The 21,124-nt window shown below is 64.7% G+C and carries 19 protein-coding genes, 2 tRNA genes, 2 pseudogenes and 1 riboswitch; of the genes and pseudogenes, 14 read left to right on the top strand and 9 right to left on the bottom strand.

Going from position 1 to position 21,124, the window contains the following annotated elements; all coding sequences use genetic code 11:
- Positions 1-162 precede the first annotated feature (162 nt).
- From KAQ61_RS09775 to KAQ61_RS18810, 3 genes and pseudogenes are all read left to right on the top strand, one after another.
- Positions 163-1,551 carry an efflux RND transporter periplasmic adaptor subunit gene (locus KAQ61_RS09775; protein ID WP_244982857.1) on the top strand — a complete coding sequence of 463 codons (1,389 nt, stop codon included), beginning with the start codon at positions 163-165 and terminating at the stop codon, positions 1,549-1,551.
- Positions 1,548-3,671: a site-2 protease family protein gene (locus tag KAQ61_RS09770; RefSeq protein ID WP_244982856.1), complete on the top strand. Its 2,124-nt coding sequence runs from the start codon at positions 1,548-1,550 to the stop codon at positions 3,669-3,671. The genes KAQ61_RS09775 and KAQ61_RS09770 overlap by 4 nt, the downstream gene beginning before the upstream one ends.
- A gap of 174 nt (positions 3,672-3,845) precedes the next feature.
- A pseudogene (locus tag KAQ61_RS18810) lies at positions 3,846-4,115 on the top strand (IS481 family transposase); the annotation flags it as partial.
- Here the strand turns inward: KAQ61_RS18810 and KAQ61_RS09765 are convergent.
- Positions 4,064-4,297 (bottom strand): annotated as a pseudogene (locus KAQ61_RS09765) (winged helix-turn-helix transcriptional regulator); the annotation flags it as partial. The pseudogenes KAQ61_RS18810 and KAQ61_RS09765 overlap by 52 nt on opposite strands.
- Positions 4,298-4,399: 102 nt before the next feature.
- Positions 4,400-4,699: a hypothetical protein gene (locus KAQ61_RS19080; RefSeq protein WP_210929053.1), complete on the bottom strand. Its 300-nt coding sequence runs from the start codon at positions 4,697-4,699 to the stop codon at positions 4,400-4,402.
- Positions 4,700-5,581: 882 nt separating this feature from the next.
- Between KAQ61_RS19080 and KAQ61_RS09755 the strand changes: the two genes are divergently transcribed.
- From KAQ61_RS09755 to KAQ61_RS09730, 6 genes are all read left to right on the top strand, one after another.
- On the top strand, positions 5,582-7,483 hold the full coding sequence (locus tag KAQ61_RS09755; protein ID WP_210929052.1) for a SurA N-terminal domain-containing protein: 1,902 nt from the start codon (positions 5,582-5,584) through the stop codon (positions 7,481-7,483).
- Positions 7,484-7,548: 65 nt separating this feature from the next.
- Positions 7,549-7,624 (top strand) — tRNA-His (locus KAQ61_RS09750).
- Positions 7,625-7,679: 55 nt separating this feature from the next.
- Positions 7,680-7,755 (top strand) — tRNA-His (locus KAQ61_RS09745).
- 132 nt (positions 7,756-7,887) lie between these two features.
- Positions 7,888-8,688, top strand: coding sequence for an MlaE family ABC transporter permease (locus KAQ61_RS09740; RefSeq protein ID WP_210929051.1), 801 nt, complete (start codon positions 7,888-7,890; stop codon positions 8,686-8,688).
- Between the two features lie 16 nt (positions 8,689-8,704).
- Positions 8,705-9,697 (top strand): MlaD family protein, encoded by a 993-nt coding sequence (locus KAQ61_RS09735; RefSeq protein ID WP_210929050.1) that lies wholly within the window; start codon positions 8,705-8,707, stop codon positions 9,695-9,697.
- Positions 9,694-10,374 carry a hypothetical protein gene (locus KAQ61_RS09730; RefSeq protein ID WP_210929049.1) on the top strand — a complete coding sequence of 227 codons (681 nt, stop codon included), beginning with the start codon at positions 9,694-9,696 and terminating at the stop codon, positions 10,372-10,374. Before KAQ61_RS09735 ends, KAQ61_RS09730 begins: the two co-directional genes overlap by 4 nt.
- Before the next feature lie 275 nt (positions 10,375-10,649).
- Here the strand turns inward: KAQ61_RS09730 and KAQ61_RS09725 are convergent, their stop codons facing one another.
- The 5 genes from KAQ61_RS09725 to KAQ61_RS09705 form a co-directional block, all read right to left on the bottom strand.
- Complete coding sequence (locus KAQ61_RS09725) at positions 10,650-11,699, bottom strand: porin (RefSeq protein ID WP_210929048.1); 1,050 nt, start codon at positions 11,697-11,699, stop codon at positions 10,650-10,652.
- Between the two features lie 159 nt (positions 11,700-11,858).
- Complete coding sequence (gene thiE, locus KAQ61_RS09720; protein ID WP_210929047.1) at positions 11,859-12,779, bottom strand: thiamine phosphate synthase; 921 nt, start codon at positions 12,777-12,779, stop codon at positions 11,859-11,861.
- Positions 12,772-13,578 (bottom strand): thiazole synthase, encoded by an 807-nt coding sequence (locus KAQ61_RS09715; protein ID WP_042412950.1) that lies wholly within the window; start codon positions 13,576-13,578, stop codon positions 12,772-12,774. The genes thiE and KAQ61_RS09715 overlap by 8 nt, the downstream gene beginning before the upstream one ends.
- 79 nt (positions 13,579-13,657) lie before the next feature.
- Entirely contained in the window at positions 13,658-13,855 is a 198-nt protein-coding gene (gene thiS / locus KAQ61_RS09710) for a sulfur carrier protein ThiS (RefSeq protein ID WP_045267014.1), read from the bottom strand.
- Between the two features lie 36 nt (positions 13,856-13,891).
- Positions 13,892-14,995, bottom strand: a complete 1,104-nt coding sequence (locus KAQ61_RS09705) for an FAD-dependent oxidoreductase (RefSeq protein WP_210929046.1) — start codon at positions 14,993-14,995, stop codon at positions 13,892-13,894.
- Positions 14,996-15,269: 274 nt separating this feature from the next.
- Here KAQ61_RS09705 and thiD point away from each other — a divergent pair, with 274 nt between their 5' ends.
- Complete coding sequence (gene thiD, locus KAQ61_RS09700) at positions 15,270-16,136, top strand: bifunctional hydroxymethylpyrimidine kinase/phosphomethylpyrimidine kinase (protein ID WP_210929045.1); 867 nt, start codon at positions 15,270-15,272, stop codon at positions 16,134-16,136.
- A 93-nt stretch (positions 16,137-16,229) separates the two neighbouring features.
- Here the strand turns inward: thiD and KAQ61_RS09695 are convergent, their stop codons facing one another.
- Together KAQ61_RS09695 and KAQ61_RS09690 are read right to left on the bottom strand one after the other, a co-directional pair.
- Entirely contained in the window at positions 16,230-16,715 is a 486-nt protein-coding gene (locus KAQ61_RS09695) for an SH3 domain-containing protein (protein ID WP_244982855.1), read from the bottom strand.
- 207 nt (positions 16,716-16,922) lie between these two features.
- Positions 16,923-18,224, bottom strand: coding sequence for a purine-cytosine permease family protein (locus KAQ61_RS09690; protein WP_210929044.1), 1,302 nt, complete (start codon positions 18,222-18,224; stop codon positions 16,923-16,925).
- A gap of 76 nt (positions 18,225-18,300) precedes the next feature.
- A riboswitch (TPP riboswitch) is annotated at positions 18,301-18,399 on the bottom strand.
- 122 nt (positions 18,400-18,521) lie between these two features.
- Between KAQ61_RS09690 and KAQ61_RS09685 the strand changes: the two genes are divergently transcribed.
- The 4 genes from KAQ61_RS09685 to KAQ61_RS09670 all read left to right on the top strand — a co-directional run bounded on the left by KAQ61_RS09685 (position 18,522) and on the right by KAQ61_RS09670 (position 21,045).
- Positions 18,522-18,800: a hypothetical protein gene (locus KAQ61_RS09685; RefSeq protein ID WP_210929043.1), complete on the top strand. Its 279-nt coding sequence runs from the start codon at positions 18,522-18,524 to the stop codon at positions 18,798-18,800.
- 102 nt (positions 18,801-18,902) lie between these two features.
- Positions 18,903-19,262: a hypothetical protein gene (locus KAQ61_RS09680; RefSeq protein ID WP_210929042.1), complete on the top strand. Its 360-nt coding sequence runs from the start codon at positions 18,903-18,905 to the stop codon at positions 19,260-19,262.
- Positions 19,228-19,947, top strand: a complete 720-nt coding sequence (locus KAQ61_RS09675) for a Crp/Fnr family transcriptional regulator (protein ID WP_043384622.1) — start codon at positions 19,228-19,230, stop codon at positions 19,945-19,947. Before KAQ61_RS09680 ends, KAQ61_RS09675 begins: the two co-directional genes overlap by 35 nt.
- A gap of 6 nt (positions 19,948-19,953) precedes the next feature.
- On the top strand, positions 19,954-21,045 hold the full coding sequence (locus KAQ61_RS09670; protein WP_210929041.1) for a phosphotransferase: 1,092 nt from the start codon (positions 19,954-19,956) through the stop codon (positions 21,043-21,045).
- Positions 21,046-21,124 lie beyond the last annotated feature (79 nt).

Below are 21,124 nucleotides of genomic sequence, written 5' to 3'. Positions count from 1 at the left end.
GCCGTTGCCGGTGGGGCAGGGCGCGGGCAGGTCTCGCATGCAGAGGCTGGTCGCGCCTGCATCACCGTGTGGTGTGGACAATGCGATGGTGAAACAACAACTGCCAGCGCACAGGCCGAACAGGCCAAGAGCAGGCTACGAGGACAGAGTGAGGATGTCGCAGTGAATGCCCCGATGACGTCAGGCAGTGTGCACCCCGCCGTGCTGCTGCTGGAATTGGGCCACCGGGCCCGGCAGGCACAGACGGTGCAGGAGCTGGAGTTCCTGCTGGTGAATGACACCCGCTTGCTGCTGCCCTACCGCCAGGCTGTATGGTGGACGCAGGAGGGTGGTGTGCAAACCCTGTCCGGGGTGGTAAAGCCGGATGCGAACGCGCCCTATGCCCAGTGGGCGGTGCAAGTGTGCCGGCATATGGCACAGCACCAGCCACGGCTTGGTGCTTTCACCGCGGCCGATGTGCCCCCCGATCTGGCGGCGCAGTGGTCGCAGTGGTGGCCCGCCCATGCGGTGTGGTTGCCCGTGTCGCAACCCACCCCGGGCACACCGGGCTCCCCGCAGCGTGAGGCGGCATCTGCCGGCCTGCTGCTGGTGGGGGCAGACCCGTTTCCCGCAGACCGGCTGCCGGTATTGGGCGAATGGTGCAGCATGTGGGGCTATGCGTGGCGGGCCTTGCAGAGCCGGCGCATGGCATCGCCGCGGCAGTGGTGGGCGCATCTGCGCCAGCAGCAGGCGCAATCGATCTGGTGGCGTCGGCCTGTGGTGTGGGCTGTGGCGGCTGTGGCGGTGTTGGCGGCCTGGCCGGTGCACCTGACCGTGCTGGCACCAGGCGAACTGGTGGCCGCGCAGCCGGCCGTGCTGCGCGCACCCATGGATGGGGTGGTGGAGCAGATCCATGTGCAGCCCAACGAGATGGTGAAGCAGGGCCAGTTGTTGTTCAACCTGGACGAGGCGCAGCTTGCCAGCCGGCTGGAAGTATCAGCGCAGGCCCTGCAGACCGCAGAAGCGGAGTACCGCCAGTTTGCGCAGTTGGCGCTGGGCGATGTGCGTTCCAAATCCCAGCTGGCAGCGCTGGCCGGCAAGATTGGCGAACGTCGCGCCGAACAGGCGTTTCTGACCGAGCAGCGCCAGCGCGCCCAGGTGCTGGCACCGCAGGATGGCATGGTGTTGTTCGATGCCCCGTCGGAATGGATTGGCAAGCCGGTGCAGACGGGCGAGCGCGTGATGCGCATTGCCCAGCCCGATGCGGTGGAGGTGGAAGCCTGGCTGCCGATTGGCGATGCGATTGCACTGCAGCCCGGTGCCTCGGTGCAGCTGTACCTGGCGGCCGACCCCTTGGCGGCCGTGCAGGCCCAGGTGCGCTATGTGGCCTATGACGCCGTGGCCCGCCCGGACGGCCAGTATGCCTACCGTGTGCGTGCGCAGCTGGTGCAGCCGGGCACGCAGCGCATCGGGCTCAAAGGCACGGCCAAGCTGCAAGGTGAGCGGGTCAGCCTGGCCTATTGGATGGTGCGCAAGCCCTGGGCCAGCATCCGCCAGTGGGTGGCGCTGTGATCGGAGCACCTGCCCCCTGGCAGCCCTTGCGGGATGAGCTGGATCTGCTGCCCGGTCCGGCCTTGCCCGATGGCCAGCCCAGCTGGACCTTGCACGACCCGGTGCGCAATCTGTTCTTTCAGCTGGACTGGGCCAGCTTTGAAGTGCTGCGCCGCTGGGACATGGCCGATGCCCAGGCCATGGCACGCGATATTGCGGCGCACACCACTTTGCAGGTGACTGCGGCGGACGTGCAGGTGCTGCAGCAGTTTCTGCTGGGCAACGAGCTGCTGCAGCCGCCGCCCCATGCTGCACCTGCGCTGGCCGAAAAGTGGCACAGCCGGCGTGGCGGCTGGTCGCAATGGCTGCTGCACAACTACCTGTTCTTCAGGGTGCCGCTGCTGCGCCCGGACCTCTGGCTGGGGCGCTGGGCGCCCCGGCTGGATTTTCTGTTTCGGCCCGGCTTCTGGTGGCTGACGCTGGCGGCCTTCCTGTGGGGGCTGTGGGGCGTGGTGCGCTCTTGGGAAGTGTTTCACGCCACCCTGGTGGACATGTGGAGCCTGCAAGGCCTGCTGGCCTATGGCGTCACCTTGCTGGGGGTGAAATGCCTGCACGAGCTGGGCCATGGCATCACCGCCAAACGCTACGGCTGCCGCGTGCCCACCATGGGCGTGGCGTTTCTGGTGCTGTGGCCCGTGGCCTATACCGATACCAACGAGGTTTGGAAGCTGACGCGCCGCGACCAGCGGCTGAAGGTGGCGGCAGCGGGCATCACCACCGAGCTGGTGATTGCCGTTTGGGCCTTGCTGGCCTGGCTGTGGCTGCCTGATGGCTGGCCCAAGGCCATGGCGTTCTTGCTGGCCACCACCACCTGGGTGAGCACGGTGCTGATCAATGCCAGCCCCTTTATGCGCTTTGATGGCTATTTTCTGCTGTCGGACTATCTGCAGATGCCCAATCTGCACAGCCGTGCCTTTGCCCTGGCGCGCTGGGATCTGCGCGAACGGCTGTTTGCGCTGGGTGAAGCACCGCCCGAGCGCTTTGCCCCCACGCGCCAGCGCATGCTGATTGCCTTTGCCTGGGCCACCTGGATTTACCGTCTGGTGCTGTTTCTGGGGATTGCGGCCCTGGTGTACCACTTCTTCATCAAGGCGGTCGGGATTTTGTTGTTTGCGGTGGAAATTGTGTGGTTCGTTGCCAAACCGGTGTGGTCGGAAGTAAAAGCCTGGCGGGAGCGCAAGGCGCAGATTGCGCACAACCGCCGTGCGCGTTGGAGTGCGGCGCTGGCGGTGGGGTTGCTGGCCTTGCTGGTGGTGCCCTGGCCGGTGCCGGTGCTCAGCAGCGGCATGCTGCAGTCTGGTGCGCAATGGCAGCTGCATGCCCCTGAGGCCGCACAACTGGCGCAAGCACCCTTGCCTGAAGGCAGTGCGGTGGCGGCCGATACCGCCGTGTTTGCGCTGACTTCACCCGCCTTGCAGGCAGCAGCCCAGCAGAATCAGGCGCGTTTGCAGCAGGTGGTGCGGCAGTCGGCAGCTGCCGGCATGGACGGAGAACTGCGCCGCGACTGGCAGGTGTGGCAGGACCGCCAGGCCGAGGCCTTGGCACAGCAGGCGGCGCTGGACACCGATGCCGCGCGCTACCAATTGCAGGCAGGCGGCAGCGGCGTGCTGCGCGATGTGGACCCGGACCTGCAGGCCGGCGAATGGGTGGCCCGCAGGGAGCTGCTGGGCCGTGTGGTGGACCTGCAGAAACTGGAAGTGGTGAGCTATGTGGCGGAGCAGGAGCTGCACCGCATACGGCCGGGCGATAGCGGTCTGTTCATCACCGAGGGTGCCGGTGGTGCCGCACTGCCGGTGCGCGTGCGCAGCATTGACCAGGACGCCAGCCGCAGCCTGAACGAAGGGGCGCTGTCCGCGCAGGCCGGTGGCAATGTGCCGGTACGCAACCAGCAGGGGGTGCTGTACCCCGAGCAGCCGGTGTACCGGGTGGTGCTGGATGTGGTGCACACGGAGGCCTTGCCCGCCTGGGCGGCCCAGCACCGCTGGCGCGGCCGGGTCAGCATCCGGGGTGCCTGGGAAGCGCCGGGGGCGCAGTTTGTGCGCACGGCGGCCAGCGTGTTCTGGCGCGAAGCAGGGTTTTAATGTGTGCGATAAGACCTCAGTACGCTGCTGATAGACCAGTCGAGACGGGCCTTTTGCCCCTAAGTGTCAGGTCCCGGATGATTGGCTGCTTACAACCAAGCGCCCGTTGCTCCATAGCAGACAAGTGCTGCAGGCTGTTGTGGCAACATGGCAATCGTCTTCCAAGGCGCCGCTATGTTGATTGCTCTACACAAGAACGCAACGACCACGCCTGCTACACGACGTGCATTGCAGCAAGCCAGTGGCACGGACCGGGAGTTGGCCCAGCAATACGGCATTGGCCTGGACACGGTGCGCAAGTGGCGTCATCGCACTACGGTGCACGATGCCAGTCATACGCCGCACCGATTGCAGACCACGCTCAATGCGGCACAGGAAGAATTGGTGGTCTATCTGCGCACCCAACTGCTGCTGCCGCTCGATGATTTGCTGGCGGTAGTGCGGGCAAATGGATCAAGCTTGGTAGAGAGCGTGCGCTGTGCAACGCGAGGCTGCACAACATCGGAGCGCAAATACTTGCGGATGGTATTGCGAGAAAGCCCGGTTCTGCGGGCGATCTCCCGGATGGACAGGTGCTCACGCAGAGCCCAGCGCCTGATGACACTCAAAGTAGCCACGTCAATCACTCCTGGTCTCCTGCTGCACATAAAAGCAGCAGGCTAGGGTTAATGCGTGGGTCAGATTGAGATGGAAAAACCGGAGGCTAGTGGGTCACTTCTGGATGGAAATCAACACCACTGGCTTGCTGCAATGCCAAACGGGTGGCAGGTGTGGTCGTAGCGTTCTTGTGAAGGCTGATCAGCATGGCAACTCCTTGGCACGGGATTGCCATGTTGCCAGAACTGCTTGCAGTACCTCTCGGCCATGCAGCAACGGACGCTTGTTTTTAAGCAGCCAATCGTCCGGGACCCGACACCTATGCCAATGCCGTATTGCTGCGCCAACTCTCGATCAGTACCACTGGCTTGCTGCAATGCCAAACGGGTGGCAGGTGTGGTCGTAGCGTTCTTATGAAGGCTGATCAGCATGGCAACTCCTTGGCACAGGATTGCCATGTTGCCAGAACTGCTTGCAGTACCTCTCGGCCATGCAGCAACGGACGCTTGTTTTTAAGCAGCCAATCGTCCGGGACCCGACAAATATGTTTATGGTTCTAAATCGGATGTGCTGTTCAGTGAGAAACAAGTGCCGCCATCCGAATGTGGAAAATGCGGTGCGCAAGACCTTCATCATCGCCAGCCCAGCATTTGGAAACGCATGACCAATCGGGAACTCCCCAATCCTTGAGTAGGGCGTGAAGGGCATGCCCTTGAACTCAGTGATGCAGCCTACCCGTGGAGGCACCGGAGGACGTGCTTTGAGAGGGTCCCTATGGCCTGCGGTGCAACTCTGGGGGGCGTGGGCCGTGCTGGTTAGCTGCTCGAGAGACTGTGCGGATTAATATGCCCAACGGCGTCAATCACTTTCAATTTTGTAAAAAAAGATCGCAGTTGGTAAACGCGGTTGGTGAATTTCCTAAGTGGTTGATTTGCAACGCAGGACTACCCCCTTACAAGGCGTAGGTCAGCGGTTCGACCCCGTTAGCACCCACCACTTCATCGTGGCAAAAAGCACCAGGAGCAATCCCGGTGCTTTTTTTGTTGGCAGCTGGCATTGGCGCGGATCAATGCGGCGCAGCGCCACAGGGAATCTGTGGCGCGATTGTCCGTGACCGATGCGGTGCAATCGCTGAAGGCGCGTGTCAATCAAAGGGTAGAATCTTCGGGTTTCCTTATGGCGAGTGGTGTGTGCAGCAGTGAATCAATGCGTCCTCACAGGATGCCCGTCCAGTGCTTGGAGCGGGGCACGCATCATTCGTAAAAGGCGAGCGCAAGTTCGCCTTTTTTTATGCATCCTCAGAAAGATTGACTATGCTCGAATCAATCCGCAAGCATTCCAAGTTCGTCATGATCTTGTTGTTCTTGCTGATCATTCCCTCGTTCATTTTTGTCGGTATCGATCAGAGCTACTTTTCGGGTGCCAGCCCGACGGTGGCACGGGTGGCCGGGCAGGACATCACCCAGAACGACTGGGACAACACGCACCGCGTGGAGAGCGATCGTCTGCGGGCAGAAAATCCCGGCATCGATCCCAAGTTGCTGGACTCGCCCGAGGCGCGCTATGCCACCCTCGAGCGCATGGTGCGTGACCGTGTGTTCCAGGCCGCTGCGCAAAAAATGCACCTGGTGACCAGCGATGCCGCATTGGCGCGCACCCTGCAGGGCATTCCCGCGATTGCCAATCTGCGCAAGCCGGACGGCAGCCTGGATGCCGAAGGCTACCGGGCCTTGCTGGCAGCGCAAGGTATGACCCCCGAGGCCTATGAGGCCTCGCTGCGCCGCGACATGTCGGTGGGGCAGGTGGTGGGCAATGTCATGAATACGGCCCTGGCCACACCGGTGGTGGCGAATGCCGCGATGGATGCATTCCTGCAGCGCCGCGAAATCCAGGTGGCGCAATTCAAGCCCCAAGACTATGTGGCGAAGGTGCAGGTGAGCGATGAGGCGCTGAAGTCGTTCTATGCCGCGAATACCGCCAAGTTCCAGCAGTCCGAGCAGGCCCGTGTGGAGTATGTGGTGCTGGACCTGAAGTCGGTCCGTGACAGCATTGAGCTCAACGAGGCGGATCTGCAGACCTATTACAAGGAAAATGCGGCCCGTCTGGCGGGTGGTCAGGAAGAGCGACGTGCCAGCCACATTTTGGTGAATGCGCCGAAGACCATGTCGGCTGCTGAGCGTGATGCCGCCAAGGCCAAGGCGCAGGCGATTGCCGACAAGGTCAAGGCCAATCCTTCCAGCTTCGCCGCCGTGGCCAAGGCCGAGTCGCAGGACACAGGTTCGGCCCCCCAGGGCGGGGATCTGGGCTTCTTTGGGCGCGGTGCCATGGTGCCCGAGTTTGAACAAGCAGCGTTCAGTATGAACAAGGGTGCGATCAGCGATGTGGTGGAGTCCGAGTTCGGCTTTCACGTGATCCAGGTGACGGATGTCAAATTGCCGGCCGTGCCCAGCTTTGCCGCAGTGCGCGAGAAGATCGTCAATGACCTCAAGGACCAGCAGGCCCAGCGCAAGTACGCGGAAGTGGCCGAGTTGTTTGCCAATACGGTGTACGAGCAGTCGGACAGCCTGCAGCCCGTGGTCGACAAGCTGGGCCTGAAGCTGCAAATGGCCGATGGCGTGACACGCGAACCCCGCCCAGGTGTCGAAGGTCCACTGGCCAATCCCGCCTTCCTGCAAGCCCTGTTTGCGGCGGACAGCATCGATCACAAGCGCAATACCGATGCGATCGATCTGGGCTCGAACCAGATGGTGTCCGGCCGGGTAGTGAACTACCAGCCTGCCAAGCAATTGGCGTTGGAGGACGTGACCGATCGCGTCAAGACCCTGTACGTGCAGCAGCAATCTGCCGTGCTGGCCCGCGAAGCGGGTGAGGCCAAGCTCCAGGCGTGGAAGGCCGATGCGTCCCAGGCGCAGGGCTTGCTGCCTGCGGTGGTGGTGTCGCGCGACAACCCGGTCGGCATGCCCCGTCAGGTGCTGGATGCGGCGCTGCAGGCCAAGACCGACAGCTTGCCGGCTTGGGAAGGTGTCAGCCTGGGCGATGCTGGCTACGCCATCGTCAAGGTGAACCGGATCGTGGGTCAGGCAGAAAGAACTGCCGACTTTAACCAGCAGGCCTCCATGCAGTATGTACAATTGTTTGGTACTGCAGAAGGCGCGGCGTATTACGAACTGCTGAAGAAGAAGTTCGATGTGCAAATCAAGGTTGCACGGCCCTGAGTAAGAAAAACATCTTGCTTTCCTTTTGAGGGCTTGGAAACAAGCTACAATACAAATCTCTTCCGGTGGCTGTAGCTCAGTTGGTAGAGTCCAGGATTGTGATTCCTGTTGTCGTGGGTTCGAGCCCCATCAGCCACCCCAAAATTTGACAGTGAAAACCCGCTTTGCGAGAGGCGGGTTTTTTCATCCCTCTACGGTGGCTGTAGCTCAGTTGGTAGAGTCCAGGATTGTGATTCCTGTTGTCGTGGGTTCGAGCCCCATCAGCCACCCCAAATAAAAAGCCTGCATCGCAAGATGCAGGCTTTTTTGTTGTCTGTGCATGCGGTGTGGGTCAGCTCATCCGGCGCCTTGGCAGACCATGGCCTGGATTGGTGAATGGGCGGGCTTTGCCTATCATGCAGGGCATGGGTTCCCAGTCTTCGTCCTTTTGCTTGCGCATCTGGCGGGCCGCGCGCGACATGGTGGTGGCCTGGGGCCGTATTGGCTATCTGGGCGCCGTGGTGGGGGTGCTGCTGTTGTCACCGTCGACCTACCGCGGGCATGCCCTGCGCCCGATCTTGCGGCGCATGTACCGGGATACCGCACCGATCCTGCTGGGTTTCACGCTGCTGGCGGCACTGATCTGCCTGGTGATCACCCGCATCGTGGTGGTCACGGCGCTGAGCTACGGCCTGTCGCGCTATGCACTGGAGATGGTGATCCGCGTGCTGGTGCTGGAGTTGATTCCGCTGACGGCGGCCTTGTTCGTGGCGATGCGCTGCACCATTCCGAATGCCACGGAGCTGGCGTTGATGCGCCAATCGGGCGAGTGGGCGGCGCGCGAGCAGCGCGGCGAGGCCCTCATCCGGGCGGAAGTGCTGCCGCGCGTGGTTGCGGGCCTGTACGCCAGCGTGACCCTGGCTGCGCTGTCCTGCGTGGTGGCCCTGGTCACGGCCTACCTGGGGGTGTACGGTTTCACCTGGGCCGGCCTGCCGGGCTACACGCGCATGTTTGGCCAGGTGTTCAACCCTTCGGTGACCCTGCTGTTTGTGCTGAAGACCTGGCTGTTTGGCCTGGCCGTGGCCATCATCCCGGTATCGACGGGACTGTATGCCCGGCCCACACACCACGACATCCGCCCCGGGGGCGAGCTTTCGGGCCTGGCGCGCATGTTTGCCGTGCTGCTGCTGATCGAGCTGACTTCGCTGATGGGCAATTACTACTGAATCCGAAGGGACCATTTTGTCTGAGCCACGCCTGCCACCTTCCGAACGTCCCGCGGCGGCGGACACCGCCGCCTTGCGCGCCGTCAGCCACCTGGAGCGCAAGGCCGCAGCCTTGCTGCTGCTGACGCTGGCCCTGATCGTCGGGGCGGCGCTGTACCTGCTGTATGCGCGCGGTGCGTTCGAACCGACCCAGAGCCTGGTGCTGACCTCGGACGATTCGGAGGGTGTGACGGTCGGCATGGACATGACGTTTTCTGGCTTCCCGATCGGGCGGGTCAGCAAGCTGGAGCTGGCCCCGGACGGCAACGTGCGCATCCTGGTGGCCGTGCCCCGCAAGGATGCACACTGGCTGCGCGAATCCAGCGTCTTCACCCTGGTCAAGGGCCTGGTGGGCGGCACCACCATCAAGGCCTACAGCGGCATGCTGCAGGATCCGCCGTTGCACGACGGGGCGGAGCGCCCCGTGCTGCGTGGCGATGCCACGGCGGAAATCCCCCAGATGGTGGCCATGGCCAAGGAGCTGCTCAACAACCTCAGCCTGATGACGGCCCGCGACTCGCCACTGGGGCAGTCGCTGGAGCAGGTGCGCCTGCTGGGGCAGAAGCTCAACGGTGACAGCGGCGCCATGGAGGTGCTGCTGGGCACGCCCGAGAACGCGCGCAAGACGGTGGAAATGCTGGACCGCGCCAACCAGCTGCTGGCGCGCATGGACCGGGTGGTGCAGCGCACTGACCAGCAGGTGTTCGATGCGGACGGCCTGATGCCGCAGCTGCGCACCACGGTGCAGACCCTGAACCTGGTGCTGGCCGACACACGCACCAGCCTGCGCAAGCTGGATGCGGTGCTGGCGAATGCCGAGGGCATCAGTGCCAATGTGCAGGAGGCGAGTACCGACATCGGCCAGCTGCGCAACGAAGTGGAGAGCAATTTGCGCAAGGTGGAGGACCTGCTGACGGAGCTGCAGCGCAAGTGGCCGTTTGCCAAGGATGGAAAGGTGGAGCTGCCATGAACGCGGAACGTGCAGGACGGTGGATGTGGGTCGGCGTGCTGGGTCTGGGAGGGTTGCTGGGGTGCAGCAGCCAACCGCCGACGCCCAGCTGGGCGCTGGAGGCGCAGTCGGCCACACAGCGCGCCGTGCAGGCCGATCTGCAGGGCCAGCGCCGCGTGGCCGAGGTGGAGTGGCGCAAGGCCTTTGCCGAAGTGGCGGCCACCGGGCAGCCGGCGGCCATGGCCCGGGTGGCGCTGTTGCAGTGCGCCGTCCAGGCAGCGGTGGTGGCACCGGCCGACTGTCCGCGCTACCAGCGGTATGCGGCCGGTGCGGCGCCGGCGGAGCAGGCCTATGCCCGCTACCTGCAGGCCCGGCATACACCGGACGATGTCGGCCTGCTGCCTGCCGCCCAGCAGGCCACGGCCCAGGCCTTGCTGGCCAGCGCACCGGTGGGGCAGCTGCCCGCAACCCAGGACCCCTTGTCCGCTTTGACCGCGGCCGGAGTGGCCTTGCGTGCCGGGCAGCTCGCACCTGCCGCCGTGCCGCAGGCGGCCGCGTTGGCTTCTGCCCAGGGCTGGCGCAAGGCCGCCCTGGCGTGGCTGCTGGTGCAGCAGCGGCTGGCCGAGCAGGCCGGCGATGCCGCCCAGGTGCAGGCCTTGCAGTTGCGGCTGCAGGTGTTGCAGGAAGACGGACGCTGAGCGTGGAGCGACGGTTGGAGCACAGGCACCGCGTGTGCGGGTCTGAGGGCATTGGCGGCAGGGTTGTGGTGGTCGGCTCGCTTGCCACCGCTGGGCTGCAATCGGTGCTTGGGGTTTTCAAAGAAGTGAGCGGCTCGCGCGCGCCGAGCAAGCTTCTTGATGGTGTTGGGTTCTGAAAGCCTTTCAAGTCGAGCGGTATGCGCTCACTTTTCAGAATAATCACCATGAAAAAAAAGCGCCCGAGTGGGCGCTTTTTTTGGGGGGGCTTGCTGCGCTTAGAAGCGGTGGCGAATACCAATGACAGCGCTGGTGCCTGTTTCGTTCTTGGCACCATCAAAGCTCAGCTTGTCATACATCACGGCAGTGTAGACATCGGTGCGCTTGGACAGGAAGTGGTCGTAACCCAGCGTCACGGTGGTGCGCTTGTTGTCAGTCTGGGCGCTGTAATCGCGGTCAGAGTAAGCGGCGGCCAGCTTCAGCGTACCGGCCTTGGTAACCGGAACATCCAAGCCCAGGCTGTAGGTTTTTTGGTCCAGGGTCTGGATAGAGGCCACTTCCTTCTCGGATTGACCGTATGTGGCGTACAACTTGGCAGCGCCAAAATCGTAAGTGCCGCCCAGCATCCAGTTTTCATTCTTATTGCCAGCTGTATAAGTGGGAGTGGATGGAGTTCCCAGGATGTCGGCTTGCTCGTAGAACGCGGTCAATGCGAGAGGGCCGCTGCGGTAGGTCAGGTTGGCGCCGACATTGTTAGCGCCCGACTTGCCAGCTTGTTCACCAAACTGGTAGTGCACGTTGGCTTGGAAACCAGCCACGGAGGGGGTCGAATAAGTGATCTGATTGCTCCAGCCGGTATCCACAGCTGTGGAATTGGCGGAAGGGACAAAGCTCATGTTGGCGTGCAGCACCAGAGGCGAGATCGTGAAGGAGTCGCCGAAGGGGTTGAACAGGATGGTGGGCAGGAAGTTGGGGGCCATGGAGCGGCCCAGCTTCACCGAACCGAAGCCGCCGGACAGCGACACGTTGGCGTCACGGGCGAAGAAGTTGTCGACGTCGGTGCGGCCAGGGGTGCCGGTGTCCGCGCGGAAGAAGGCGCCCAGTGCAAAGCCCACCTTCAGGCCGTTGCCCAGGTCTTCCGTGCCGTTCATGCCCCACCAAGAGGTGGTCATGCCGCCCGAGCCGACTTGGCTGGTGCGTTCGTTGCCGGCGGTCTTCATGGAGCCGGCGTACATGTCCACCAGACCCGACAGTTGCACATTGCTTTGTGCCTGGGCAGCGCCCATGCAGGCCAGAGCGGCACCAAAAGCGATCAGAGATTTTTTCACGGAGGAACTCCCTCAAAAGGTCGAATTAAAAAGCGGTCAGCCGATTGCCCACTTCAGGTGCGTGGGGCACACCTGAGTGCTGCTTTTGTATACAAAGCACAAGCTGTGCCAGTGTGCAGGACGTGGGGCGGAGCGCTGCGGCAGCGCTGGATGAACGGCTTATGGCGCGGGGATCAAACCCAGTAAATGTTGTGCGGCCGCATCAGGGTCGGGGGCATTCACCAGGGCGCGCACCACGGCGATGGAGCCCACGCCGGTGGCCAGGATGGCCGGGAACTGCTCGGCCGCGATGCCGCCGATGGCCACCAATGGGTATTGCTGCATCAGGCGCACATAGGCTTGCAGGCGGGCCACGCCTTGCGGGGCCGTGGCCATTTTCTTGAGCGTGGTGGGAAACACGGCACCCAGGGCGATGTAGCTGGGTTGCACGGCATGGGCGCGCACCATCTCCGCATAGCCGTGGGTGCTGACCCCCAGGCGCAGGCCGCTGGCGCGGATGGCGTTCAGCTGTGCGCCTTCCAGGGCGTCCAGGTCTTCCTGGCCGACGTGGATGCCGTAGGCGCCGGCATCGATGGCGGCCTGCCAGTGGTCGTTGATGAACAGGCGCGCGCCGGTGCCTTGCACGGCCTGCACGGCGGCCTGCACTTCGCGGCGGATGGTCGCCTGGTCATCGCTCTTGAAGCGCAATTGCACCGTGGGCACGCCGGCGCGGGCCATGCGGCCCACCCACTCGGCCGTGGGCAGCACGCCATACAGCCCCAGCGCGCGCGGGCAGGGCGGGAAGGCGAGTTGCGGATCGGCCCCGGCCAGACCGAAGTCCTGCGGGTTGCTGGGCCAGCAGTGGGCATCAAAGCCACCGGTACGCACGCTCTGCCGCTGCCAGGCCTGGGCCAGGCATTCGGCGTCGATGGCGATGAAGCCCAGGGCGCTGCAGGCCTGCAGCGCCGCCAGATAGGCGGGGTCCTGGCGGGTGGCCGCTGGCGTGGGCTGTGCCGGCAGGCGCTGTTCGTCGGGGGCGAAGGTGGCGCTGTGGGCGGCCACGATGGCCTGGGCCATGGCGGGGATGTGCAACTCAGTCATGGTGCCAGAACGGTGTGCCCAGGACGGGGGTGCTGGGCTGGGCGGCGGTCTGCTCGGCCATGGCGCCGGCCAGGTAGCCGTCACGACCGGCCTGGGTGGCGTCGGCAAAGGCGCCGGCCATGCGCACCGGATCTTCGGACAGGGCCACGGCGGTGTTCAGCAGCACGCCGTCAAAACCCCACTCCATGACCTGGCAGGCGTGGCTGGGGCGGCCCAGGCCGGCATCGACGATCAGGGGCACGTCCAGGCGCTCGCGCAGCACCTGCATGGCGTAGGGGTTGGCGGGGCCGCGGCCGGTGCCGATGGGCGCCGCCCAGGGCATGACGGCCTGGCAGCCCACGTCGACCAGGCGCTGGCACAGCACCAGGTCCTCGGTGCAGTAGGGCAGCACCTGGAAGCCGTCCTTGATCAGGAGGGAGGCAGCCTCCACCAGGTTCAGCGTGTCGGGCTGCAGGGTGTAGTCATCACCGATCAGCTCCAGCTTGATCCAGGGGGTGTCGAACACCTCGCGCGCCATCTGGGCCGTGGTCACGGCTTCCTGGATGGTCATGCAGCCGGCAGTGTTGGGCAGCACGGGCACGTTCAACTGGCGCAGCAGCTCCCAGAAGCTGGCGCCGGTTTCGGCGGCGTTGCTGCCCTGGCGGCGCAGCGAGGCGGTGACCATGGCGGGTTTGGCACGGGCCACGGCCGCTTCCAGCACGGCGGGCGAGGGGTAGCGCGATGTGCCCAGCAGCAATCGACTTTGGAAGGTCTGGCCGTACAGCACCAGGCTGTCTGCGGCGGGGGTAGGTGTGCTCATGGCGAAATTTTGATAGCTGCCAGCGCTTGATAGAAAAGAGCTAGCGGCTGATTTTATGAAGAGGCGGTGCCCCGGACCCTCAACCGCCCGTCACGGGGGCGATGATTTCCAGGCGGTCGCCCTCGGCCAGCTGGCGCGTGGCGTACAGCGATTTGGGCACGAACTCGGCATTCACCGCCACCGCAAACGGTGGCTGGGCCTGCCAGTGGGCCACGGCGTCGGCCACATTGGCCGGGTCGGGCAGTTGCACTGCCTGCTGGTTGATGGTGATGTTCATAAGCAAAAGGCCCGTATTGTCGGCGAAGCGCGGTGCTCAGGCGAGCATGGGGGCGTGCACGGCCACGTCAAAGTCCTTGGCCAGCGCCGCGCTGCCCGTGCGCAGCAGCTGCAGCGTGGCGTCCAGCATGGCGGGGGAGATCATGTAGCCGTGGCGGTACAGGCCGTTGACCTGCAGCACGCGCTCGTCCAGCCAGCGCAGGGCGGGCAGGTTGTCCGGCAGGGTAGGGCGGCACTGGGTGGCAATTTCCAGGATGCGCGCCTCGGCAAAGCCGGAGTGCACGGTGTAGAGCGCGCTGAGCAGCTCCATCACCGAGCGCAAGCTGGCCGGGCCCATGTCGTCGGATTCGATCTCGGTCGCACCGATGACGAAGATGTGGTCCTGCTTGGGCGCGATGTACAGCGGGTAGCGCGGGTGCACCAGGCGCGTGGGGCGCTGCAGCGTCACCTCGGGGGCGTGCACGCGCACCACCTCGCCGCGGATGCCGCGCAGCGCGCTCCACTGCGTGCGCGCGCCCAGGCCGCGGCAGTCCAGCACCAGATCGGGCTGACCGCTGGTGCCGGGCTGGAAGTCGGTGGTCTCACGCGGGGTGTGCCAGTGCAGGGCCACGCCCAGGCGGGTCAGTGTCTGCTCCAGTGCGGCCAGCAGCTGGCGGTTGTCCAGCTGGCCTTCGCCGGGCAGGTAGACGCCCTGGTTGAAGCGGCCTTGCAGGGCCGGCTCGACCTGGGGCAGGCGCTGGGCATCCAGGTTCTCCAGCGCGGGCAGGCTGGGGTTGAGGCGGTGGTTCTTCTCGAACAGGCCGCACAGGCGCTGGGCATCGGCCGCATCCTGGCGGTGCCAGACCACCAGCGTGCCGTTCTGCTGGAAGTACACGGGGGCGTCCAGCTGCGCGATCAGCTGGGGCCAGCGGGTCAGCCCGTACTGGCCCATGCGCACCACGCCGGGTTCGGTGATGGCCGATTCGGCCAGCGGGGCCAGCATGGCGGCAGCCACGCGCGCAGCGGCGCCGTCGGCCTCGGGCCCCTTGGCTTCGAACACCTCGACGCGATGCCCCTCGCGCGCCAGCTCCAGCGCCAGCAGGCGGCCCATCAGGCCGGCGCCCAGGATGGCAATGTGCGAAGTTGTGGTCAAAGCGAGCATAGTGAAGGGTTCCCGTTGGTAAGTGTCGCCAAGGACAAAACGGGCATCGCAGCCGTGCGGCTGCTGCTCTGTGGAAACTCCCCACGCCAGCATGACCTGGATCGGGTAACGGGGCGCAGGGCCCCAGGGTGTTTCTCAGTCGCGCACTGCGCCGGCACGGTGCCGGTGGCAGCGGGACACCCCTGTTTCGTCCGCAAGCGGCAATTACAGCACAAGGGCAGGAACAGCGGCGCCAGTGCGTGAACAAGCCTTGGCTTGGGTCATAATTTTTGCCATGACTACGCAACCCCTGCCACACGGCAGTGCACCCCCCCGTTTTCCGCGCTATGCGCGCGTGCTTTCCATCGCCGGCTCGGACAGTGGCGGTGGCGCCGGCATCCAGGCCGACCTGAAGACCTTCAGCGCCCTGGGCTGCTACGGCATGACGGCCATCACCGCCATCACCGCCCAGAACACGCTGGGTGTGCGCGGCATCCATGGCATCCCGCCCGAGATGCTGCTGGCGCAGATCGACGCCGTGGTGCAGGACATCGGGGTGGACGCTATCAAGATCGGCATGCTGCATGCGCCCGAGATCGTGCAGGTGGTGGCCGATGCCATCCGCCGCTACGGGATTGCGAACGTGGTGCTGGACCCGGTGATGGTGGCCACCAGCGGCGACAAGCTGATCCACGATGAAACCGTGGCCGTGCTGGTGCGTGAACTGTTTCCGCTGGCCAGCGTGATCACCCCCAACCTGGATGAGGCCGGTTGGCTGATTGGCCGCAAGATCGCCGATGTGGCGGACATGGCGTCCGCCGCCCAGGCCTTGCTGGACATGGGCGCGCAGCAGGTGCTGCTCAAAGGCGGGCACCTGCCGGGAGACTGGGTGGTGGACTTGCTGGCCGGTCGCGACGGCACGCGCCAGGAGCTGGGTTCGCAGCGCATACCCACGCACAACGGCCATGGCACGGGCTGCACCCTGTCCTCGGCGATTGCCGCCTACCTGGCGCGCGGCCTGCCGCTGCCTGCGGCGGTGGAAAGCGCCCGCAGCTACATCCTGGGGGCCATCGCCGCCGGGGCCGAGGTGTACACCGGGCGGGGCCATGGCCCCCTGAACCACGGCTTTGCGCCCCAGGCCCAGCTGGTGTTCACGGGCTGAGGGTGGTGGCCTGGCAGGGCCGCGATTCTCCATAAAAAAACGGCGCTCAGGGCGCCGTTTTTTATAGAAGTTCTGTCTGCCAGGAGTGTGTGACTACCAACCCCATCCCAGCTTTTCCAGCATCCAGCCAGACTGGCCCTCGGCCGTCTGGACTTTGGCCCAGTCGTCGCGCTTTTCCAGGGTCTTGACGATGTCGTACTTGCTCAGCTTGGTCACCACGCTGTGGTTGGTGCCCGGGCCTGCGCGCAGGTTGACGGTGTCGGCCTTGATCAGGTAGTGGGGCACGCTGTCGGTCAGGGGCTGGTGCACCCAGCCCAGCGGGCCTTCAAAGTCCTTGACCTTGATCCAGTCGTCCCGGCGCTCCATCACCTGCACGGGATAGCCTTTGATCAGTTCCCAGGCAATCTCGGACTTGGTCGTGGGCTTGGCGCGGATGTTGACGGTATTGCCCTTGATGCTCAAAAACTCTTGTGCTTGGGCCAAGGCAGGGGCGGCGGCAAGCACACCGGTCAACAGCAGGGCAGCAAGGCCGCTGCTGCGCAGGCGGCGGGAGAGGTGGGGGGCAAGTGGTGACAACACGCGGCAATAACTCCTGTGAATCAAGGGGGCCCAGGTGCGGGCCGTGTGCCCCGTACCTGTAAGAATTTGCATCATGCCCGCGCAGTTTCACTGAAATTTGCATTCCACTCACAAAAAAATGCGTGAAATGTGACCGCCGTCGTGTTTCTGGTCATGCTTGGCGATGAACCGTCTGGACAAACCGACCAAATTGCGGCTGGCCTGGGGTCACTGCGCCGGGGTCGCGCGTGGCAGCAGTCGCGCCAGTACAAAGCACACCAGCAGCGTTGGCAGCGCGCTGCCTGCGGCAGGGGCCAGCAGGGGCACGCCGTGGTAGAAGCCCACACCCGCCAGCCACAGCAGCACGGCTGGCCAGTGCGCGCCGCGCGCCTGCGCCAGCCATTGCGGGGCCTGGGCCAGGCGCTGGTCGGCCGCTTGCCAGGCCAGGCGGCCCAGGATCACGCCAAACAGGGGCACGAAGACCGAGCTGAGCATCAGCAGGAAGGGCTCGATGCTGTGCATGGGCAGCACCAGGGCCAGCAGCACGCAGACCACGGTCAGCCCCAGGCCCCAGCGGCGCAGGCTCCAGCGTGGTGCCATGCTGTGGGCAGCCATGGCGCCCGAGTAGGTGTCGCCATAGGCGTTGTCCACCTCGTCAATCAGGATCAGCGTCAGGGCGATCAGGCCCCCCTGGGCCAGCAGCAGGGCGGTGACCAGGTTCTCGCTGGGCAGGGTCAGCGTGATCAGCACGCCCAGGCCGTAGCACCACACGTTGGCCAGTCCAAAGCCAAGCCAGGTGCCGCGCAGGGCGCTGCGACCATCGCGGCCATGGCGGGCATAGTCCGCCACCAGCGGCAGCCAGGAGATGGGCATGGCCACCACCAGGTCCATGGCGGGCAACCAGCCCATGCCACCGGTGCCGGGGCGTTGCCAGATGCCTTCCCAGCCCTGTTCCAGGGCCAGGCCGACAAAATGCCAGGTCAGCCACAGCAGCGACAGCACCACCAGCGGCAGCGCAATGCGGGCAATCAACTGGCGCACCAGCTTGAGCATGGAGCCACTGATCAGCAGCCCGATTACGGCACCCCACACCAGGGTCATGACCACCGGCCAGTGGCTGGCCGCCATGCCGCCGGCCTGGCGTGCAATGGCCACGCTGGCGTCGCGCATCACCACCAGTTCGAAGGTGCCCCAGCCGATCAGTTGCACCAGGTTCAGCAGGATGGGCAGCTTGGCGAACTGGCGGCCGTAGACGTGGGTCATCAGCGCGGCGCTGGACAGCCCGGTGTCGCAGGCAATCTTGGCCATCCAGCCCAGCAGGCCGGCGCCCAGCAGCGACCCGCAGACGATCGCCAGCACGGCCTGCTGGGTGGACAGGGCGGGCAGCAGGTAGGCGCCCACCTGCATCACCAGCAGGCCCACGCCCAGGCTGAACCACAGCGCGGCATGGTCGTGCAGGGCGAACACCCGTTCAGACGGTGTGGTGGGAGACAGCGCCTGGTTGGCGGGCGCGGAAGACGAGGAATGCATACATGCTCCGTAAGCCTACGAAGCAGGGGCCGTGACAGGCTCGCGGCCCGCAATGACCAACAGCCTGCGGACGAGCAACCAGCATGAACAGCTTCCCTGCGCGAGGATGATCTCAATCAGGTTCAAAGGGACTCTCTCAGCCCGGCCTTGCGGCAGGGCACCCCCAGCGAGCGCCGCACCGTGCGATGCAGCGGGCGCGATTGTCCCATGAAACCGCGGTTTCCCCGACCGCAGACCCGCCCAGGGGCCGTACCGCAGCTGGACCCGGAGCACCGGAACACGCCCTAAACTTCAGCCATGCCAAATCTCTACGACTCTCTGGTTGAGGCCTTGCGTGCGCACTGGAAGGCGCACGACAACGCCTACCCTTCGTGCATTGAGCTGACCGCCGCCGACCTGCAGGCCTTGAACGCCGAGCGCAAACTGATCAACGACACCATGAACTTCAAGCAGGCTGAGGGCTGGGAGGATGTGTTTCATGGCGCCAAGCTGCAGGTGGGCGCCACCAACTGCCTGGTCCTGGCCAGCGGCGAGCGGGTGCCGGTGGCCTTGGCGGGCGCGGTGTCCACGTCTTGAAACTGCATCCAATCGGCGTTGAAGGCAGGTAAATCCTGCGCAGACAGCTATGGATGAATGAGCAAAGCGGCATGTCGGCTGGGGCGGACATGCCGCTTTTGCATGGTGGCAGCCCACCCGGTGGGCGCGGTGCTGGGCCACGGCCAGGCGGTGACCGAGACCGGGCTGGGTGGTGCTGGCAGGGTTCTGCTGGGCGGAATGCCCGAGTTGAAAAAACCTGCGATGGACCGTGGTGTGGTGCACAGCCTGGGACTGGAAAACGCGTGCAGCATCAAAGGGTTAAGGGTTTACCCTTTGTTTTTGGGGTGGGCGCGATCCAGACTGTCACTTTCTGGACAAGTTCATGCCCAGGGGGCGCTTTCAGACCCCAAGCGGCTGGTCTCTGACGCGACAATGGTCAGGTTTTCAGTCACAGAAACGACAGGATATGGACGACCCGATTCTTACTATCGAAGAACGTGAAGCGATCAATGCAGGTCGCTGGTTTTCATCCCTCTCACCTTCGCTGCGGCACGACATACTCCGATGCGCTTACGTCAAACGATTCAAGGATGGTGCTTTGATCTGCGCCCGCGGCGAAGTGCCGGAGGAATGGTTTGCGTGTGCCAAGGGGGCCGTGCGGGTGAGCTCGACGTCCATCACGGGCAAGCAGATCACGCTGACCTATGTGGAGCCGGGGCTGTGGTTTGGCGATACCTCGATCTTCGACGGGGATCGCCGCACGCACGATGCGTATGCCCACGGGGCGACCACGCTGCTGTGCGTGGCCAAGGCGGACTTCAAGCGCATCCTGGCAACGCACACCGAGTTCTACGAGGCCATGCTGTGGCTGGCGGCGCGCCGCATCCGGCAGCTGTACGGCCTGGTCGAGGACCTGAACACGCTGCCGCTGCGCGCGCGGCTGGCCAAGCAACTGCTGCACCTGGTGCGCAGCTATGGCATTCCCAGCCTGGCGCATGCCGAGGAAGTGCGCATCGGCCTGCAGCTGGCGCAGGAAGAGTTGGCCCAGTTGCTCGGGGCTTCACGCCAGCGCGTGAACCAGGAGCTCAAGGGCATGGAGCGCGAGGACATCATCCGGATCGAGCCGGGGGGTCTGGTGGTGCGCGACCGCGATGCGCTGCTGCGCATTGTGGAAACTGACCTTTAAACAACCATGAGTAACTTTGACCATTTTGTAGGTACCAAGCCAGTTTCCGACACCCATGCGTTCGATGTGTCGGCTCTGGAGGTCTGGATGAGCACCCAGGTGGCGGGCTTTGCAGGCCCGATCACGGTGGAGATGTTCAAGGGCGGACAATCCAACCCCACCTACAAACTGGTCACGCCGGGGCGCAGCTATGTGATGCGCTCCAAGCCCGGTCCGGTCGCCAAGCTCCTGCCCTCGGCGCATGCGATCGAGCGCGAATTCAAGGTCATGCAGGGGCTGGCGGGGACCGATGTGCCCGTGCCGCACATGTATGCCCTGTGCGAGGACGAGTCCATCATCGGGCGCGCCTTCTACATCATGGAGTTCAAGGCCGGCCGCGTGCTGTGGGACCAGTCTCTGCCCGGCATGACGCCGCAGCAGCGCGGTGCGATCTATGACGAGATGAACCGTGTGATGGCTGCGCTGCACACGGTCGATGTGACCCGCCAGGGCCTGGCCGACTACGGCAAGCCGGGCAACTATTTCGAGCGCCAGATCGGCCGCTGGAGCAAGCAGTACGTGGCCTCGGTCACCCAGCCGATTGACGAGATGGACAAGCTGATGGCCTGGCTGCCGATGAACATGCCGGCCAGCGCCAAGGACGACAGCAAGGTCTCCATCGTCCATGGCGACTACCGCATGGACAACCTCATGTTCGCAGCCGATACCCCGCAGGTGGTGGCCGTGCTGGACTGGGAGCTGTCCACGCTGGGCCATCCCCTGGCCGACTTCAGCTACCACTGCATGGCCTGGCACATCCCGGCCAGCCTGGGGCGCGGCATTGGCGGCCTGGACATTGCAGCCCTGGGCATTCCCAGCGAAGCCGAATACATGCGCCGCTACTGCGAGCGCACCGGGCTGGCCACGCCGCAGCAGTTGCAGGCCGACTGGAATTTCTACCTGGCCTACAACATGTTCCGCATCGCGGCCATCTTGCAGGGCATTGCCAAGCGGGTCGAGGCGGGGACCGCCTCCAGTGCGCAGGCCAAGGCCGCGGGCGATACCGCGCGGCCCATGGCGCAGCTGGCCTGGTCCTACGCGCAAAAGCACGGCGCCTGAGCCCGGCGGCGCAGGGGCCGCACCCCAGTTTTCCCCTCGTGTGTTAGACGGCTGCAGCTGCCGGGGGGCAGTGCACGCC

Source organism: Comamonas aquatica, from assembly GCF_018064205.1.
Lineage (GTDB): Bacteria > Pseudomonadota > Gammaproteobacteria > Burkholderiales > Burkholderiaceae_C > Comamonas > Comamonas aquatica.
The sequence above is the reverse complement of the archived record's forward strand: the minus strand, read 5'-3'. Positions and strand labels throughout refer to the sequence as shown.

Bases quoted from the DNA above. Each gene is read 5' to 3' on its own strand.
- KAQ61_RS19080 (WP_210929053.1), bottom strand. From the start codon at position 4,699: ATGCTGATCAGCCTTCATAAGAACGCTACGACCACACCTGCCACCCGT.
- KAQ61_RS09755 (WP_210929052.1), top strand. From the start codon at position 5,582: ATGCTCGAATCAATCCGCAAGCATTCCAAGTTCGTCATGATCTTGTTG.
- KAQ61_RS09740 (WP_210929051.1), top strand. From the start codon at position 7,888: ATGGGTTCCCAGTCTTCGTCCTTTTGCTTGCGCATCTGGCGGGCCGCG.
- KAQ61_RS09730 (WP_210929049.1), top strand. From the start codon at position 9,694: ATGAACGCGGAACGTGCAGGACGGTGGATGTGGGTCGGCGTGCTGGGT.
- thiE (WP_210929047.1), bottom strand. From the start codon at position 12,779: ATGACTGAGTTGCACATCCCCGCCATGGCCCAGGCCATCGTGGCCGCC.
- KAQ61_RS09715 (WP_042412950.1), bottom strand. From the start codon at position 13,578: ATGAGCACACCTACCCCCGCCGCAGACAGCCTGGTGCTGTACGGCCAG.
- thiS (WP_045267014.1), bottom strand. From the start codon at position 13,855: ATGAACATCACCATCAACCAGCAGGCAGTGCAACTGCCCGACCCGGCC.
- KAQ61_RS09705 (WP_210929046.1), bottom strand. From the start codon at position 14,995: ATGCTCGCTTTGACCACAACTTCGCACATTGCCATCCTGGGCGCCGGC.
- thiD (WP_210929045.1), top strand. From the start codon at position 15,270: ATGACTACGCAACCCCTGCCACACGGCAGTGCACCCCCCCGTTTTCCG.
- KAQ61_RS09690 (WP_210929044.1), bottom strand. From the start codon at position 18,224: ATGCATTCCTCGTCTTCCGCGCCCGCCAACCAGGCGCTGTCTCCCACC.
- KAQ61_RS09685 (WP_210929043.1), top strand. From the start codon at position 18,522: ATGCCAAATCTCTACGACTCTCTGGTTGAGGCCTTGCGTGCGCACTGG.
- KAQ61_RS09680 (WP_210929042.1), top strand. From the start codon at position 18,903: ATGGTGGCAGCCCACCCGGTGGGCGCGGTGCTGGGCCACGGCCAGGCG.
- KAQ61_RS09675 (WP_043384622.1), top strand. From the start codon at position 19,228: ATGGACGACCCGATTCTTACTATCGAAGAACGTGAAGCGATCAATGCA.
- KAQ61_RS09670 (WP_210929041.1), top strand. From the start codon at position 19,954: ATGAGTAACTTTGACCATTTTGTAGGTACCAAGCCAGTTTCCGACACC.